Annotated in this window: 14 protein-coding genes; 9 read left to right on the plus strand and 5 right to left on the minus strand. The window is 61.9% G+C overall.

Annotated features, from left to right (window positions below; all coding sequences use genetic code 11):
• Positions 1-363: 363 nt before the first annotated feature.
• The 4 genes from cobJ to cobG are packed head-to-tail and all read right to left on the minus strand — an operon-like array spanning position 364 to position 4,709.
• The gene (gene cobJ / locus V6P94_RS00385; protein ID WP_219262802.1) at positions 364-2,031 is read right to left on the minus strand and encodes a precorrin-3B C(17)-methyltransferase; all 1,668 of its coding nucleotides are present in this window, start codon (positions 2,029-2,031) and stop codon (positions 364-366) included.
• Positions 2,028-2,759, minus strand: a complete 732-nt coding sequence (locus tag V6P94_RS00390; protein WP_133078762.1) for a precorrin-2 C(20)-methyltransferase — start codon at positions 2,757-2,759, stop codon at positions 2,028-2,030. Before V6P94_RS00390 ends, cobJ begins: the two co-directional genes overlap by 4 nt.
• Positions 2,759-3,385, minus strand: coding sequence for a precorrin-8X methylmutase (locus tag V6P94_RS00395; protein WP_046810051.1), 627 nt, complete (start codon positions 3,383-3,385; stop codon positions 2,759-2,761). Before V6P94_RS00395 ends, V6P94_RS00390 begins: the two co-directional genes overlap by 1 nt.
• The gene (gene cobG, locus V6P94_RS00400) at positions 3,378-4,709 is read right to left on the minus strand and encodes a precorrin-3B synthase (RefSeq protein ID WP_405046725.1); all 1,332 of its coding nucleotides are present in this window, start codon (positions 4,707-4,709) and stop codon (positions 3,378-3,380) included. The genes V6P94_RS00395 and cobG overlap by 8 nt, the downstream gene beginning before the upstream one ends.
• A 199-nt stretch (positions 4,710-4,908) precedes the next feature.
• Between cobG and cbiE the strand changes: the two genes are divergently transcribed.
• The 3 genes from cbiE to V6P94_RS00415 are packed head-to-tail and all read left to right on the plus strand — an operon-like array spanning position 4,909 to position 7,938.
• Positions 4,909-6,120: a precorrin-6y C5,15-methyltransferase (decarboxylating) subunit CbiE gene (gene cbiE / locus V6P94_RS00405; RefSeq protein WP_133078760.1), complete on the plus strand. Its 1,212-nt coding sequence runs from the start codon at positions 4,909-4,911 to the stop codon at positions 6,118-6,120.
• Positions 6,113-7,210: a cobalt-precorrin-5B (C(1))-methyltransferase gene (locus V6P94_RS00410; protein ID WP_219262798.1), complete on the plus strand. Its 1,098-nt coding sequence runs from the start codon at positions 6,113-6,115 to the stop codon at positions 7,208-7,210. Before cbiE ends, V6P94_RS00410 begins: the two co-directional genes overlap by 8 nt.
• Positions 7,207-7,938 carry a cobalt-precorrin-6A reductase gene (locus tag V6P94_RS00415; RefSeq protein WP_338648852.1) on the plus strand — a complete coding sequence of 244 codons (732 nt, stop codon included), beginning with the start codon at positions 7,207-7,209 and terminating at the stop codon, positions 7,936-7,938. Before V6P94_RS00410 ends, V6P94_RS00415 begins: the two co-directional genes overlap by 4 nt.
• A gap of 129 nt (positions 7,939-8,067) precedes the next feature.
• On the opposite strand, the gene V6P94_RS00420 is transcribed toward V6P94_RS00415, so the two are convergent.
• Complete coding sequence (locus V6P94_RS00420) at positions 8,068-9,027, minus strand: transposase (RefSeq protein ID WP_338648853.1); 960 nt, start codon at positions 9,025-9,027, stop codon at positions 8,068-8,070.
• A gap of 425 nt (positions 9,028-9,452) precedes the next feature.
• On the opposite strand from V6P94_RS00420, the gene V6P94_RS00425 reads away from it, so the two are divergent.
• The 6 genes from V6P94_RS00425 to V6P94_RS00450 all read left to right on the plus strand — a co-directional run bounded on the left by V6P94_RS00425 (position 9,453) and on the right by V6P94_RS00450 (position 16,770).
• Complete coding sequence (locus V6P94_RS00425; protein WP_338648854.1) at positions 9,453-9,851, plus strand: DUF2946 domain-containing protein; 399 nt, start codon at positions 9,453-9,455, stop codon at positions 9,849-9,851.
• A gap of 50 nt (positions 9,852-9,901) precedes the next feature.
• Entirely contained in the window at positions 9,902-10,396 is a 495-nt protein-coding gene (locus V6P94_RS00430) for a copper chaperone PCu(A)C (protein ID WP_219262795.1), read from the plus strand.
• Positions 10,397-10,444: 48 nt separating this feature from the next.
• Positions 10,445-10,816, plus strand: coding sequence for a DUF2946 domain-containing protein (locus V6P94_RS00435; RefSeq protein ID WP_133078799.1), 372 nt, complete (start codon positions 10,445-10,447; stop codon positions 10,814-10,816).
• 97 nt (positions 10,817-10,913) lie between these two features.
• On the plus strand, positions 10,914-12,971 hold the full coding sequence (locus V6P94_RS00440; protein WP_219262794.1) for a TonB-dependent copper receptor: 2,058 nt from the start codon (positions 10,914-10,916) through the stop codon (positions 12,969-12,971).
• A gap of 142 nt (positions 12,972-13,113) precedes the next feature.
• Positions 13,114-14,490, plus strand: a complete 1,377-nt coding sequence (locus V6P94_RS00445) for a PepSY domain-containing protein (protein WP_338648855.1) — start codon at positions 13,114-13,116, stop codon at positions 14,488-14,490.
• A gap of 165 nt (positions 14,491-14,655) precedes the next feature.
• Positions 14,656-16,770, plus strand: a complete 2,115-nt coding sequence (locus tag V6P94_RS00450; protein WP_338648856.1) for a TonB-dependent receptor — start codon at positions 14,656-14,658, stop codon at positions 16,768-16,770.
• Positions 16,771-16,859 lie beyond the last annotated feature (89 nt).

The raw sequence follows: 16,859 nt of genomic DNA on the forward strand, positions 1-16,859 counted from the left end.
GGAACCGGCGTGCCCGAGGGCACCCTGCGCACGGCCACCATAAAACGCAGGCCGTAAAAAAGCGCCTCGAAAAGGTGGCGCCTTGCGCCAAACACTAAAGCCGGGCTACTAAACCCGATCGCTGATTTTGCAGCGATTGGCCGAGACTATTCCCCGAAATGGACAGGCGCAAGCGAGCGGAATCTTCTCGGATGTTTCACGAGAATGAAAGCGAAACGTCGTACGAAATGACTGATTTCCAAGGCCTGAACAACACGTGTAGTCGCTGCCGCAGGCTGCGATAAGGGCCGAAGGACCTTCAAGCAGGGTCGCTGCGCAACCCCTCGCAGCCTCGCTCCGCTCCTCAGCGACTACAGGCTTTTGTCAGGGTTTCTCGCCATACCAGCGCGGCGTGTACACCCACTGCGTGCCATCGACCCGCGGGAATGTGCAGGTGGTCGACGACCCCACCAGCACCATCGTGCGCATATCCACCTGATCCGGCGTCAGTTCGCCCAAGGTAGTCACCCGCAGGGTCTGCCCCGGACGACCGATATCGCGTCCCAGTACCACCGGTGTTTGCGCCGTGCGATGGCGCCTGACGATATCCAGCGCCACACCCAGCTGCCACGGGCGCGAACGGGAAATCGGGTTGTAGAACGCCAGCGCCAGATCCGCCTCAGCGGCCAGGTCCAGGCGCTTTTCAATGATGCTCCACGGCTTGAGGTTGTCCGACAGCGACATCACGCAGAAGTCATGCCCCAACGGCGCTCCCGCCTGCGCCGCCGTGGCCAGCGAGGCCGACACCCCCGGCAACATCTCCAGGTCAACGCTGTGCCACTGCGGGTCCGTGGACTCGTGCAGGGCCTCAAGCACGGCCGCCGCCATGGCAAACACCCCCGGATCCCCCGAAGACACCACCACCACCGAACGACCTTGAGCCGCCAGCTCGAAGGCGTGGCGGGCGCGCTGCATTTCTTCGCGGTTGTCGGTGCAATGCATCACCTGATCGTCGCGAAACGGGCCGGCCATGCGCACATACGTCTCATAGCCCAACACATCATTGGCCCGCGCCAGCTCGGCCTTGACCGCAGGCACCATCAACTCGGCGGCGCCAGGGCCCAGGCCGATCACGGCCAGACGGCCACGGGCCCGACCCAGCTGCAACGGGTCCAATGGCGCGGGGGCAACGCCCAGGGACATGTCATTGCCCACCTCGCGCCAGACAGCAGGCACTACCGGCTCACCCGCGCTGACAAAGCGCAGGGGCACCGCCAGTTCAAGGGCTGTTTCACGCAATTGCGCGCTGGCCATCAAGGTATCGTCGGCGACGATGCACGCCAGTGATTGCCACGCCAGCTTCGCGTTATGCAAGGCCTGGCGAATGGCCTGTGGCAACACTTCAGCAGCCACTTTCACCAACACATTACGGGGATAGATCAGCAGTTCGTCGGCGGCCGGTTCACGTTCGGCACTGCCAATATGAATGGCCAGCCGTGCCTGCTGACTTTCAGGCAGTTGAGCGCTGGCCAGCCATGGCGCATCCCCTTCGATCCGCACCGACTCGCCCGCCAGCAGGTCCGAGACAAAGCGCTTGCCCAGCTCAAGATCACCCAGCGCATAACCCGCTGGCGGATTGAGCAGGCAGGTGCCAAAACGCAGCTCACCACTGGTGGTAATTGCCGGGGCAATACCCAGGCCTGCAGCGATATTGCGGGCCATATCATTCACGCCACCCAGCCCGCCCAGCAGCGGCACCACCGCGCTGGCGTCTTCGGCCACGGCCAGTACCGGCGGCTCGGCGCCCTTCTCCAGCAACAACGGTGCCAGCGTGCGGATCACAATCCCCGCCGCGCACAGCGCAATAATCGGTGTGCCCTGTTGATACAGCTCACGCAGGGTGGCGCCAAAATCGCTGTAACCGCGATCAACGTCCTCAACCCGCCCTGCAAGACCGTAAATCAGCGCCTCGGGATAGCACTGTTGAATACGCTGCGCGGTATTCAGGCTGCCATTGCCCAGAATGACAATGGCTGGCGCTGGACGACTCATCCCTGCCACCGTTCGCCGGGCACGATGATCAGCGAGAAGTACGGCGAAGACATCGGTTCCACTTCGTTGAGCGGGACGATTTTCTGATTGCTCATGGTGGCGCGCTCGACATACAGCGCACGCTCGGCCAGCCCCAGTTCACCCAGCACTTCACGCACTTTATGAAAGTTGCGGCCCAGTTTCATGATCACCGCCGCATCGGCAACCGCCAGGCGCGACTTGAGTTCGTCATGGGGCAGCACGCCCGAGAGCACCGACAGGCTCTGATTGCGATACACCAGCGGCACGCCCAGCACCGAGGCGCCACCCAGCATCGAGCACACGCCCGGCACTACCTGCGCTTCAAAACGCTGGGCCAGACGGTCGTGCAGGTACATGTAGGAACCATAGAAGAACGGGTCGCCTTCGCAGATCACCGCCACATCGCGACCGGCGTCCAGATGCACGGCCACTTCGACGGCAGCCTGATCGTAAAAATCGCTGATCACCTGCTCGTACGACAATGGCTCGGGCAACACTTCAGTGGTCACCGGATACACCAGCGGCATCTGGGTTTGCGCGTCTTGCAGATGAGCTTCGATGATGCCGAAGGCATTGCCCTTTTTGCCCTTGGCGACGAAGTACGCCACCACCGGCGACTCACGCAGCAGGCGCAAGGCTTTAACGGTAATCAGCTCCGGGTCCCCGGGGCCAACGCCCAGACCGATCAAACGTCCTGGCTGCGTCATTATTCGATCTCCGTTGCCAGTGCATTGACCGCGGCGGCGGCCATCGCGCTGCCGCCACGGCGGCCCTGCATGATCACAAACGGCACGCCGCGACTGTCTGCCGCCAGCATGGCCTTGGACTCAGCCGCGCCAACAAACCCCACCGGGAAGCCCAGGATCAGCGCTGGTTTGGGCGCGCCTGCGTCGATCATTTCCAGCAGGTAAAACAGCGCGGTGGGCGCGTTGCCGATCACCACCACACTGCCTTCCAGATACGGGCGCCACAGCTCAAGGGCCACGGCCGAGCGGGTGTTGCCCTTTTCCAGCGCCAGTTCGGGCACGCCTTCTTCACGCAGGGTACAAATCACCGGGTTGTTGGCCGGCAAGCGGGTACGGGTGACGCCTTCGGAGACCATGCGCGCATCGCACAAAATTGCAGCGCCAGCGGCCAGGGCATCGCGCCCGGCCTTGCCTGCACCCGGAGAAAAGCGCAGGTCTTCAATGGCGTCGACCATGCCGCAGGCATGAATCACCCGCACCGCGAGTTTTTCCAGATCCGCCGGGATGCTGTCCAGGTTGGCCTCGGCACGAATAATGGCGAACGAGTTGCGATAGATCTCTTGACCATCGCGGATGTAATCAATCATCGGTGTTGCTCCGTTGGCGGGCCTCAAGCCAGGCGCCTGCCGCTTCAATAGTAAGGTTGCGCTCACGCAGAACACCGAATCCCGGCTGCTCTGGGGCACGTAAATAAAGGTCGTAATGACCGGGCGCCACGGCCAGCAATGTGACCGGCGCAACATGGGCTGCCGCGCAAGAACGCAGGCAGCCGGTCAAATGGATCGTCTTGGGCGCAGTCAACAACGCGGCCAACTGGCGGGCATCCTGCTTGGTGTCGGCCAGGCCTTTGGCACAGGCGCTGGAGCCGGTGCAGGCGATCAGGTGCGCCAGCGGCAGGGCCGCATCACAGCTCAACCCCAGCCCGTGTAACTGGCGCGTGACGGTTGGCGCATCTGCAGCCCGCAGGTTGGGCAGCAGCACACTTTGCCACGGGGTAAACCGCAACGTGCCATCACCATACTCCCGGGCCAGATGCGCCAACCCCTCAAGCATGATCGCACTCAGCCGTCCCAGCGGCGGAGCGGCGCCGATATAGACCCGTTCCGTGTCGCGTTGTGGGTACGTTCCGATGTGCAAGGACGCCGCGCCGGGCTCCCGTCGCCAGCTCGAAAGCGCAATGAGCGGTACCGGCAGGCGCTGTGCCAACTGCGCCATAAACGTCTCGACCGGCAGCTCTTTGAGCAGGTGGCGCATGCGAATGTGCTCGAGGCGGGCCAGGTCGAGGAACAGCGTAAGTACCGCCAGCACCACTGCATGCCCGTGCTCGACGGGCACGCCAGCCAGGGCAGGATCGTGTGCCGGGCAGCCTGCCAGACCAAAGGCCAGTAGCGTCTGGCCATTTAGGTCAACGGTAGACAACCAAAGGTCGTGATGATGTTCAAGCATCGCCAGCGCTTCACCGCCGTCCAGTTGCACGGCGAACTTGGCGGACAACTCGGCAAAACGCGCCGTGTTTTGCAGGCTGTCGAGGACTTGATGGGCCAGAGGCCAGGTATCGATCAACAGATCCCGGTCAATACCTGCCGTGGGGCTGAGCATCAGGTTGCGCACATCATCACTGGCAGCCGTGGCGGGCCCCAGCCCTGCGTCCAGCAAGGGACCGATCAACGCGGCATGCTGCGGACCAACCCCTCGAATTTGCAGGTTGCCCCGGTTAGTCGCCTCGATCACACCACTGGCATAGCGCTGGCTAACATCGGCCACCGCGAGCGCCTGTGCGGCCGTAATAGAGCCGCCGTCCAGCTTGACCCGACAGATACCGCCATCCATCGCCTGGACAATGCGCAGTAGCCCCGGGCACGCCGAAGGGCGCACAGGCGTCGTGACAGAAGGTTCAGGTGGCAAAATCAAAGGGTTATCCAGAGCAGGCAATTCGCTATTGCAGGTGGCGCATTATGCCTGCTTTGGACAGCCTCATGAAAAGCCTGCCGGACGGAATGAATGCACAAGGCATCTGCAGCCCGAGGCTGCGCTATCATGCGGCCTGATTCCACGGGCCATGCAGACCCGCTGGCGGATGGAACATTTGGCGTTGAACAAGAGGATTGGCATGTCGCCCTGGCTAACAATTGTGGGAATCGGTGAAGACGGCTTTAGCGGGCTGGGCAAAAATGCGCGTCGCACCTTGCTCGGCGCAGCCACGGTGTTCGGCGCCCAGCGTCAGCTCAACCTGCTGCCCGCCTGTATTCGCGCCGAACGCCAAGCGTGGCCAAGTCCCTTTTCCCTGGCGCCAGTGCTGGCATTGCGCGGCCAGCCGGTCTGCGTTCTGGCCAGCGGCGACCCGATGCTGTTTGGGGTCGGCGCCAGCCTGGCGCGAGTGATTGCCAGCGATGAGATGCAAGTGCTGTCGTCACCGTCATCCTTCTCTCTGGCGGCCGCTCGCCTGGGTTGGCCACTGCAGGACGTGGTCACGCTGTCTGTGGTGGCCCGCCCGGTGGCGGCCCTTAACGCGCACCTGCACAGCGGCGTACGCCTGCTGGTCTTGAGCAATGACGGTAAAAGCCCGGCCGCCATCGCCGCCCTGCTGCGCGAACGTGGCTTTGGCCCCAGCCGCCTGCATGTGCTGGAACACGTGGGCGGCCCGGCGGAACGACGGGTAGAAGCCAGTGCCAATGACTGGAGCGACCCGCCCATCGCCGCCCTTAACTTGATTGCCATCGACTGCCTGGCCGACGACAGCGCCCAGCCGCTGTCACGCACCGGCGGGCTCCCGGACAGCGCCTTTGCCCATGATGGCCAGCTGACCAAGCGCGATGTGCGCGCCATCACCCTTGCCCGCCTAGCCCCCTTGCCCGGCCAATTGCTCTGGGACGTGGGCGCGGGCAGCGGCTCGATTGGCATCGAGTGGATGCGCACCTGGCCCAGCTGCCGCACCCTGGCGATTGAAGCGGATACCGGGCGCCAGCAATTGATTGAACACAACCGCGATGCCCTGGGCGTACCCGGCTTGCAACTGATTCGTGGCAAGGCCCCGCAAGCCCTTGAAGGGCTGGAGCGCCCGGACGCGATCTTTATTGGCGGCGGCGTGACCCGCGAAGGTGTGCTCGACACGTGCTGGCAGCAGCTCAAGCCCGGCGGGCGACTGGTGGCCAATGCCGTCACCCTGCAAAGTGAAATGCTCTTGATGAGCTGGCGTGAGCGCCATGGCGGTGAGCTGACACGGGTCCACATCGCCCAGGCACAACCCTTGGGCGAGTTCGACACCTGGCGCCAGGCGTTGCCCATTACTCTTCTAGACGTGACCAAACCCCTCGATGCGTGACGAAACCGGCGAACAACCCGCTCCGCTGCGCAGTGGCCTGACCACCGGCAGCTGCGCCACCGCCACCAGCCTGGCCGCTGCCCGCTTGCTGCTGGGCGGCGCCAGCCACGACGCGGTGGAAATCACCTTGCCCAAGGGTAAAAAGGTGCAGATGCGCCTGGAGTTCTGCCGCCTGAGCGAAGACGGCGCCGAAGCGGGCACCATCAAGGATGCGGGCGACGACCCGGACGTCACCCACGGCGCACTGCTGTACTCGCGGGTGCGTCTGCGCCCGGAACCGGGTATCGGTTTTGTCGCCGGACGCGGCGTCGGCACCGTGACCCGTCCGGGGCTGGTGCTGAACGTGGGCGAGCCGGCGATCAATCCAGTGCCGCGCAAGATGATCACCGACCATTTGCAGCAACTGGCCAGCGAGCTGAATTACAACGGCGGCTTTGAAGTGACCGTCAACGTGCAGGACGGCGAAGCCCTGGCCCTGAAAACCATGAATCCGCGCCTGGGCATTCTCGGCGGGTTGTCGATCCTGGGCACCAGCGGCATTGTCCGCCCGTTTTCCTGCGCAGCCTATATCGCCTCGATCCATCAAGGCATCGACGTGGCCAAAACCAATGGCTACCTGCATATCGCCGCCTGCACCGGCAATGCCAGCGAAGACACCATGCGCCGGGTGTACAACCTGCCTGAAATCGCCCTGATCGAAATGGGTGACTTCGTCGGCGCGGTACTCAAGCACCTGCGCAAAGTCCCTGTGGATAAGTTGAGCATTTGCGGCGGCTTCGGAAAAATCAGCAAGCTGGCTGCCGGGCATATGGACCTGCACAGCCGTCACTCCAGCATCGACCTGCCACAACTGGCCCGGTGGGCCGCCGACATGGGTGCAGACCAGGCGCTGCAAGAGGCGATTCGTCAGGCCAACACCAGCCAGCAAGCCTTGGCGATGGCCAGCGCGGCAGGTATCGCGCTGGGCGATGCGGTGTGCCAGCACGCACTGGATTTTGCCCGCAGCGTGGTGCCTGCCCAGGTGCAGGTTGAAGTATTTGCCATCGACCGTCAGGGCGGGATCGTTGGCCACGCAGGAGCCTTTGCATGAAGCGGATACTGTTGCTCGGTGGCGTCACCGAAGCGCTGGCCATCGCCCGCACCCTGGGCCCGCAACATGTCTACAGCCTGGCCGGTGTAGGCCGGGTGCCGACGGACCTGACCTGCGAGGTACGGGTGGGCGGTTATGGCGGCGCTGAAGGTCTGGCCCGGTACATTCGCGACGAGGGTATCGATTTGCTGCTGGACGCCACTCACCCCTACGCCGCGCAAATCAGCCAGAACGCGGCCCTCGCCGCGGCCGCCAGCACTATCCCGTGCTGGGCCCTGCGCCGCCCCGCGTGGGTTGCGCAACCGGATGATGACTGGCGCGAAGTGGCGCACTGGAGCGAACTGGTCCAAGCCCTCAAGCCTTTCAAGCGCCCGCTGTTCACCTTGGGCCGCGAGCCGCTGGAGCATGTGCATGAGATCCCCGAACAGCAGTTCTGGACCTTGCGCGCCCTCGACGTCTATCCGGGCAATGAGCGTTGCGAAGTGATCGGCGCACGGGGCCCGTTCCTGATCGACGAAGAGCGCGCCTTGTTCGAGCAGCGCCGGATCGATGTGTTGATCAGCAAGAACAGCGGCAGCAGCGCCACCGAGCCCAAGCTGGAAGTGGCCCGTGAACGCGGGGTGCCCGTGTTGATCCTCAAGCGGCCGGTGTTGGCACAGGTGGATCGGGAGTTTTTGACGACCAAGGACGTGCTGGAGGCGTTGGCGCAGGAACGTTGTCTGTTGTGAACAGCCCCCAACCTGTGGGAGCAACTGTCATTGAGGATTTATTTTCAAATAATCCTTTCGGACATGGCTTCGCCAGCGATACCGCGTAGCGGTATTACTGGCGAAGCCCTCGCTTCAGTAAAGTGCCCCTCATTTGTTATCAAAATGCGGGGCCTGAGATTTCTTCTCCCTCCAACCCGTGCCATCTCGCAGCATTGCGTTAAGACGAATCAATAGCTTGCGCATGCATGCCACAACAGCGACCTTCGCAAGCTTGCCTCGCGCTCGCAGAGCCTCATATTCGGCTTTGACTTGCGGATCGTGCTGGACCATTGACCAGGTCGACATATAGGTTGCGCCACGCACTGTATAGCGCCCGCCCTCGATTGATCTGGGGCCGCTCTTCTTGCCACTATCGTTGTTGTAGGGCGCTAACCCTGCCAAAGCCGCAATCTTGCGTCCCGACACGGTTCCGAGCTCAGGAAGAAATGCCAAGAGCGTTGCGCAGGTGATGGCTCCGATCCCTTTCACCGACCTCAGTCGTCTGGCTTTCTCCTGATCCAGCACGGTCGAGGCATCTTCAATCTCCTTACCCAATGACTTGATCTGGCCCTCCAGGTAAGCGATGTGATCGGTGTAAGTGGATATGGCTTTAGCGCATGTGGTTTGCTTCATCCGGCGCTTGTCGCTGTCCCGGCTCTTGACCAAGCTGCCTCGCAGCTTGAGCAATTCGCCCAGCTCATCCCGATCCTTATTCGGTTCAACATGCGGCAAGTCCTCGAAATCTCTCGCAAACTTCGCCAGCATCTGAGCATCGATCTTATCGGTTTTAGCTATCTTGCCCATAGCTCTCGCATAGTCGCGAGCGCGTTTGGGATTGACGCGAAAGACATTCAAACCCTCCAACCGCAAGGCTCTGAGCAATGCCCTTTCATAGCCGCCGGTGGCTTCAAGCAAGATCCGCCCCACCTCAAGCTCGTTCAGGCATGTGATCAGCCGAGTGAAGCCCTCAAGGTCATTACTGACCTGAAACTGCGGGTAATTTGCAGGAAGAAACCCCACATCCACAGTCGCTTTCGAAACATCGAGACCAACGTAGTAGGAAATCATCGCCAAGTCCTCTTACACTCAAGAAGTGAGAGCACTCTGACCTATCCCTAGCTTGTGATTTCGAGTTTGCCGCTCATCCAACTGTTCGGGCTTCTTGTCAGAGTGAGAGGTGGATGGCGACTTGGCTCCCACTCGTGCTTTAAGCACCGCTGGCTTTCAGTCTGCCATCCACTGCTCTCACCCTTCTGAGTTTAAGATACCTTGAAGACACAAGCTGGCTTGCCTGCGATGCAAACGACGCGGTCTGCTTGGTAAAACCAGCAGATGCCATCGCGAGCAAGCCCGCTCCCACAGATTGGCCCGATGAGGAGTACAAAACCCGCATCCGCTATACTTGCGCGACACTTCGCCACACCTGCTCTTTTTACTTACGCCGATCATTCAGGCTAAATAGCCGCCTGATCGCTTCACTCATGGAATTGCTCATGTCCCGACAACGGTTTGCATTTGCCTGGATCGCCTGCTTTGCAGTGCTGTTCAACATGCTCGCCATGTCGACGGCCGGCGCGATGGGTGACGCCAAAAACGCTGTAACCGAGCAATTCATGTGGAGCAGCTTTTGCACCTCCACCGGCACCAAGATGGTCGCCGTTTCCCTGGGCAAGCTTGACGCCGGCGACAGCCAGAAAGACGAACACTCCACCATGCAGCATTGCTGGTGCTGTTCAGGCGCAGCCCCGCTGGTGGCGTTGCCCGCGCATGTTCCCTCGCTGTATTTTGCAGCCATCGAGCACGGCCACAGCCTGGTCCCCGATCACCTCAAACGCCCCACCCCGCGCCAGCAATGGCCGAGCCTCAACCCCCGCGCCTCACCCCTGGTCTGATCTTCATCCTCGCAACCCCTTTGCGTTTTGAATCGTTCCGGAGAATTGCCATGTTGAACCTTTCCCTGTTCAAGCACGTCGTGATCGCGGCGGCTGTGTTGCTGCCTGCCTGTTTTGCCAACGCCCATGAATACAAAAGCGGCGACCTTGAAATCGCCCACCCCTGGTCGCAAGAGCTGCCGCCCAACGCCCCGACCGTGGCTGCCTATTTCGTCATTCACAACACCGGCAGCAGCGCCGACCGCCTGGTCAGCGTCGACACGCCCATTGCCGATAAAGCCGAACTGCATCAGCACGTGATGGAGGGCGACTTGATGAAAATGCTGCCCGTCGCCAGCGTCGACGTGCCGCCCGGTGGCACCGTCACGTTTGCGCCCATGGCGTACCACGTGATGATGTTCGGCCTCAAGGACCGCAGCCTGCTGCAGGACGGCAAGCACTTCCCGCTGACCCTGCATTTTGAAAAGGCAGGCGCCGTACCGGTTGAGGTCAATGTGCAGAAACAGGCCCCGGCCGACAGCATGGAACACATGCACGCCCACTAACGGCCAAGGTTTCTGACCCCCGTGCGCGAACCTCGCGCCAGGCACACCATGTCGCCCATTCGCGGCAGCTGGCTGAGCCTGTTTGCCATGTTGATGATCTTTATCGGCCCGCTGATTTCCCAGTCGATGCCGATGGATCATCACGACTCCATGCCAATGCCCATGTCGATGGATATGGGCATGGACATGTCTGCGCACGCCGAACATAAACAACCCTCCACCGACCACCATGCCATCTGGGCAAAGTGCGGCTACTGCACGTTGCTGTTCAGTTGCCCGGCACTACCCGGCACGCCCGACCTGGCCCTTCACAGCGCGCCAACACTCAACAGCTATCTGGCTGCCAACCCCCGCCTGGGCCATGCCCGGCAACCGGTCTTCCCCGGCGCCCGCTCCCGCGCACCGCCTGTATTCCTTTAAGCACCGACACAACTCTTCATCCGGCCAACCTGCAGGCGCTGCTTAGACAGCCGCAGGTGCGTGGCCGTGTTGTATTCGCTTGAATATTGGAATGCTTATGTCCCGTTTTACTGCTGCCTCCCGTTTACCTTTTGCCCTTGGCACCCTGAGCTGCGCAATTCTGGCGTCCACCGCCGTGGCCGACGAACAGGCCGGGCACACCCATGAATTGAGCCCGCTGGTGATCACCGCCGTCGCGCCCAGCTCGCCCCTGACCGTCGTCACCAACCCCAAAGATCCGCGCCAGCCAGTGCCCGCCAGCGATGGCGGTGATTACCTGAAAACCATCCCCGGCTTCGCCCTGATCCGCAACGGCGGCACCAATGGCGACCCGGTGTTGCGCGGCATGTTCGGTTCGCGCCTGAACATCCTCACCAACGGCGGCATGATGCTCGGTGCCTGCCCCGGCCGCATGGATGCGCCAACGTCCTATATCTCCCCCGAAACCTACGACAAGCTCACCGTGATCAAAGGCCCGCAAACAGTGCTTTGGGGGCCTGGCGCATCCGCGGGCACCATCCTGTTCGAACGTGAGCCCGAGCACTTCGGCGAACTCGGCACACGGGTCAACGCCAGCCTGCTGGCCGGCTCCAACGGCCGCTTCGACAAAACCATCGATGCCGCCGCCGGTGGTCCGCTGGGTTATGTACGGGTGATCGGCAACACCGCTCATGCCGACGACTACAAAGACGGCAATGGCGACACCGTGCCCTCGCGCTACGACAAGTGGAACGGCGATATCGCCCTCGGCTGGACCCCGGACGCCGACACCCTGCTGGAACTGACCGCTGGCAAGGGCGATGGCGAAGCCCGCTCTGCAGGCCGCGGCATGGATGGCAGCCAGTACAAGCGAGAAAGCCTGGGGCTGCGCTTTGAGAAGTCCAATATCGGCGACGTTCTCGACAAGATCGAAGCTCAGGTCTACTACAACTACGCCGACCATGTGATGGACAACTACACCCTGCGCACCCCGTCGGGCACCGGCATGATGGCGGGGCCGATGGCGTCCAACGTCGACCGCCGAACCCTTGGCGCACGGGTCAAAGCCACCTGGCGCTGGGCTGACTACCAGTTGATCAGCGGCATCGATGCGCAAACCAACGAACACCGCAAACGTTCTGGCATGGGCATCGACACCTACAAGGATAAGAACTGGAGCAAAGACGCCGACTTCCACAACTATGGTGCATTTGGCGAACTGACCTGGTACGCCGCCGAGCGTGACCGGGTAATCGGCGGCGCCCGCCTGGATCGAGCTTCTGCCAAGGATTACCGCGCGCGCCTGGGCTCGGGAATGATGAGCAAACCCAACCCGACCCTGGACAAAACCCGAGCCGACACCCTGCCCAGCGGCTTTGTACGCTATGAGCACGACCTGGCCGACAGCCCGACCACGCTGTACGCAGGTCTGGGTCACACCCAACGCTTCCCGGATTACTGGGAACTGTTTTCCCCAAGCTCGGGCCCGGCCGGCTCGGTGAACGCGTTCGATGCCATCAAGCCCGAAAAAACCACCCAGCTGGACGTGGGCCTGCAATACAAAACCCAGAATCTGGAAGCTTGGGCATCGGCCTACGCGGGCATAGTCCAGGACTACATCTTGTTCGACTACGCCCAGGGCTACTCTCAGGCGCAGAACATCAACGCCCGGATCATGGGCGGTGAAGTGGGTGCGGCTTATCAGCTGACCTCCAACTGGAAAGCCGACGCCACCCTGGCCTACGCTTGGGGCAAGAACACCAGCGATGGCAAGGCATTGCCTCAAATGCCGCCGCTGGACACCCGTCTGGGCCTGACCTACAGCGAAGCTGACTGGAGTGCAGGCGCCTTGTGGCGGGTGGTGGCACCCCAGGGCCGTATCGACCGCAATGCGGGCAACGTAGTGGGCAAGGATTTCGACAAAAGTGCAGGTTTTGGCGTGTTCTCGCTCAATGGCGCCTACCGCATCAACAAAAACCTCAAGGTCAGCGCCGGCGTCGACAACCTGCTGGATAAAAACTACAGCGAGCACCTGAACATGGCGGGCAACGCCGGTTACGGCTACCCGGCCAATGACCCGAGGGCGATCAATGAACCGGGCCGCACCTTGTGGACCAAGGTGGATGTGAGTTTCTGACGCAAGTCGCCACCCCCTGTGGGAGCGGGCTTGCTCGCGATTGCATCATCGCGGTCAGCCAGACAGACCGCGCTGCCGGCATCGCGCGCAAGCCCGCTCCCACACTAAAAAATAAACAATGCAACCTTGCGGAGCCGCTCACATGAGCCAACCAACACCGTCTTTCTACAACCTGGCCTGGCGCTGGCATTTCTATGCCGGCCTGTTTGTCGCCCCCTTCATGATCCTGCTGGCGCTGACCGGGATTATCTACCTGTTCAAGCCCCAGCTTGACTCCCTGATGTACGACCATCTGCTCAACGTCACCCCGGCCCATCACAGCCTCAGCGCCGATGAGCAGCTCAGCCGCGTGAAAGCCGCTTATCCACAAGGCCACATCAGCCAGTACCTGCCGCCGATCAATCCTGAACGCAGTGCTCAGTTCGTGCTCCACAACGACGGGCGTGAGCTCAACGTGTTTATCAACCCGTACAGCGGCGCCATACGGGGCGAGCAAGACGCCAAGCTCAACCTGCAAGCCGTGGCCCGGGCGCTGCATGGCGAGCTGATGATCGGCACCCTCGGCGACCGGCTGGTGGAGCTGGCTGCAGGCTGGGGCGTGGTGCTGGTGGTTTCCGGCCTGTACCTGTGGTGGCCAAGGGGGCAATCGGCCGCCGGGATACTGTGGCCACGCCTGAGCCGTCGCGGACGCGTGCTGTGGCGTGACTTTCACGCCGTGACCGGTTTCTGGGGCGCTGCCCTGCTGCTGTTCATGCTGATCAGCGGCATGACCTGGACCGGCTTCTGGGGCAAGCAATACGCTGACGTGTGGAACCAGTTCCCGGCAGCGATGTGGAACAACGTACCCACGTCGGATATTGAGGCCCGCAGCCTCAACACCGTCACTCGCCAAACCGTGCCCTGGGCGCTGGAAAATACGCCGATGCCGGTCTCCGGGGCCCATGCCGAACACATGGGCCACGGCGCCATGCCAAGCGGCCCGGCGGCACCGGGCATCACGTTGCAGGACGTGGTCAACACTGCCATCGAACGCAAGGTCGAACCCGGCTACAGCATCACGCTGCCAACCACCGCCACCGGCGTCTTTACCGTGGCCGTCTTCGCCGACGACCCGCGCAACGATGCCACCCTGCATGTTGATCAATACACCGGCCAGGTGCTGGCGGATGTGCGCTGGCAGCACTACGGCCCTGTCGCCCGCGCCACTGAAATGGGGGTGATGCTGCACGAGGGCAAACTCTTCGGCTCGCTGAACCAGATCGCAATCCTGGTGGTGTGCCTGATGATCCTGCTCAGCTCGGTCAGCGGTCTGGTGATCTGGTGGAAGCGCAGGCCCCAGGGTCGCCTGGGCGTACCGCCGTTGCGTCATGATTTGCCGACCTGGAAAACCGGCGTGGTCATCATGCTCGCCCTGGCAATTGTGTTCCCGCTGGTAGCCGCTTCCCTGGTTGCGGTGTGGGTGCTTGATCGTTTGCTGCTGTTGATGCGCAAAAAACGCCCACGTGAGCACCTCTCATAATGCGCATGAGGCATCCGAGAGGCGCATTCCAGAGCCATTGCTATAATGGAACGCCAGTATCACACCCGAAATAAGTGTTACTGTATAACAAAGTAATTTAAGCTCCATTACCCGCCGCCAGGAGGCAGCGGGGACACCTCTTGAAATAAGCGACTCACTGCCCCGATGAACACGTACCTTTTTTCCAGCCTCTGCCTGCTGGCGATGAACAGCGCCCAGGCCGATGACAGTGCCCCTTCCCTGATATTGCCAGCCGCGAGTATTACCGCCCCTGAAGTCGATCGTGAAAGCATCGACCTCAAGACCGCTACCAGCGCCGGTTCGCGCCTGAACCTCAACAGCCTCCAGACACCGGCCAGCGTCGAAAGCCTGACCGGTGCGCAAATCCGTGCCCGTGGTGACCGCAGTGTGCAGGACGCCGTGACCCGTACCACCGGCATCAGCAACACCGGCACACCGGGCAACGGCGGCTCGTCGTACTCGGCCCGGGGCTTTGTGGGCCAGGGTTCGGTGATGCAGTTGTATGACGGGATTCGCATGTACAGCGGCGCAGGCACCGTAACGTTCCCGGTGGACGACTGGTCGGTGGAACGCATCGACGTGCTCCGCGGCCCGGCCTCAGTGTTGTATGGCGAAGGTGCCACCGGCGCGGTGATCAACGTGATCCCGAAAAAACCCTTCAGCGGTGAAATCGAGAACCATGTCCGCCTGGGCTACGGCTCCTACGATGCCCGCCAACAGGCGCTGGACAGTGGAGGCTCGCTCACCGACACCCTGAGCTACCGGTTGAACATCAACCACACGCAGAGCAATGGCTGGATCGACCACGGCGACTCCGAAAACACCTTTATCAGTGCCGCCCTGCGCTGGCAGGCCAACGACGACCTGGCATTCACCCTGAGCCACGACTACGGCGACCAGGAGCCGCAGAACGACTTTGGTGTGCCGCTGATCAATGGCCGTTATCACAAGAGCCTGCGCGACAAGAACTACAACGTGCGCGATGCCAAGCTGCATTACAACGACCAGTGGACGCGCCTGAACACCGAATGGCAGATCAGCGACGACCTCAGCGCCAGCAACGAGCTTTATTACCTCAAGGCCCAGCGCCGCTGGCAGAACGCCGAGCGCCATGCCTGGAATGAAGACCGCCAGACCTTGCTGCGCAGCGGTTACTTCAGCATCAAACATGAGCAGGAACAGGTCGGCGACCGCCAGACCTTTACCCTCAACCACGACCTGTTCGGCCTCAAAAGCAGAACCCTGGTGGGGGCGGACTACAACCGTATCCACTTCAACCTGCACAGCAACTCGCCGTACACCGATGTGAACAACGGCCAGCCGATCGACCTGTACCACCCGGATCGTGGCCAGTTCGAAAGCCGCTCGCCGTACCTCGACCAGTTCAAGACCACCACGCAGCAGGTCTCGCTGTTTGCCGAAAACCGCACCGAACTGACGGATCAGTTGTCGTTGGTGACGGGAGTGAGGCGCGACATCGTGCACCTGGACAACAATGATCTGGTCAAAGACACACGCAGCGACCGCAGCCTGTCGGCCAACAGCTGGAAAGTCGGACTGGTGTATGAGTTGACGCCGGACATGTCGATCTATGCACAGCAGGCCACCAGCGTTGATGGGGTGGCCGGGCTGATCAGCCTGTACCCGGACGAGCAGGTCTTCGACCTGGCCCGCGCCCGCCAGACCGAAATCGGCTTCAAGCAGATGTTCTGGGACCAGCGCGGCGAATGGACTGTGGCGGCGTATCACATCGTCAAGAAAGACCTGATCACGTCCGACCCGAACAATCCGGGCAAATCACAGCAAGTCGGCGAGCAGTCCTCCAGCGGCCTGGAAGCCAGCCTCGACCTGCAACTGCCGCAGCGCTGGCAGTTGCAGGCCAATGCCTCGGTGGCGCGGGCGCAATACGACACATTCGATGACGAAGGGGTATCGCGCAAGGGCAATCGCCCCACCGACGTACCCCGTCGCACTGCCAACCTGTGGTTGAGCAAGGCCGTTACCGATGACGTGAACGCAGGGGCTGGCGTGCGCTATGTCGACTCGCGTTATGCCGACATGGCCAACAACGTCGAGCTGCCGAGCTACACCGTGGTAGACGCCACCGTCAGCTGGAAAGCGTTGCCGGGAACCACCCTGGGGCTGCGCCTGAACAATTTGTTCAACCGCCAGTACGCCGTAACCCAATACAATAACGGCCAGCAATGGATCATGGGCGAGCCGCGCTCGCTCTTCGTGACCGCAGACTACGCCTTCTGACCGAATCTGTAGTCGCTGACGAGGTACGAGGCTGCGATCGAGTGCGAAGCAGTCGCAAACCAGGCGCCTCGGGGTATCAGTTGCATTGA

Origin of the sequence: Pseudomonas sp. ML2-2023-3 (assembly GCF_037055275.1) — a bacterium.
Classification (GTDB): Bacteria; Pseudomonadota; Gammaproteobacteria; order Pseudomonadales; family Pseudomonadaceae; genus Aquipseudomonas.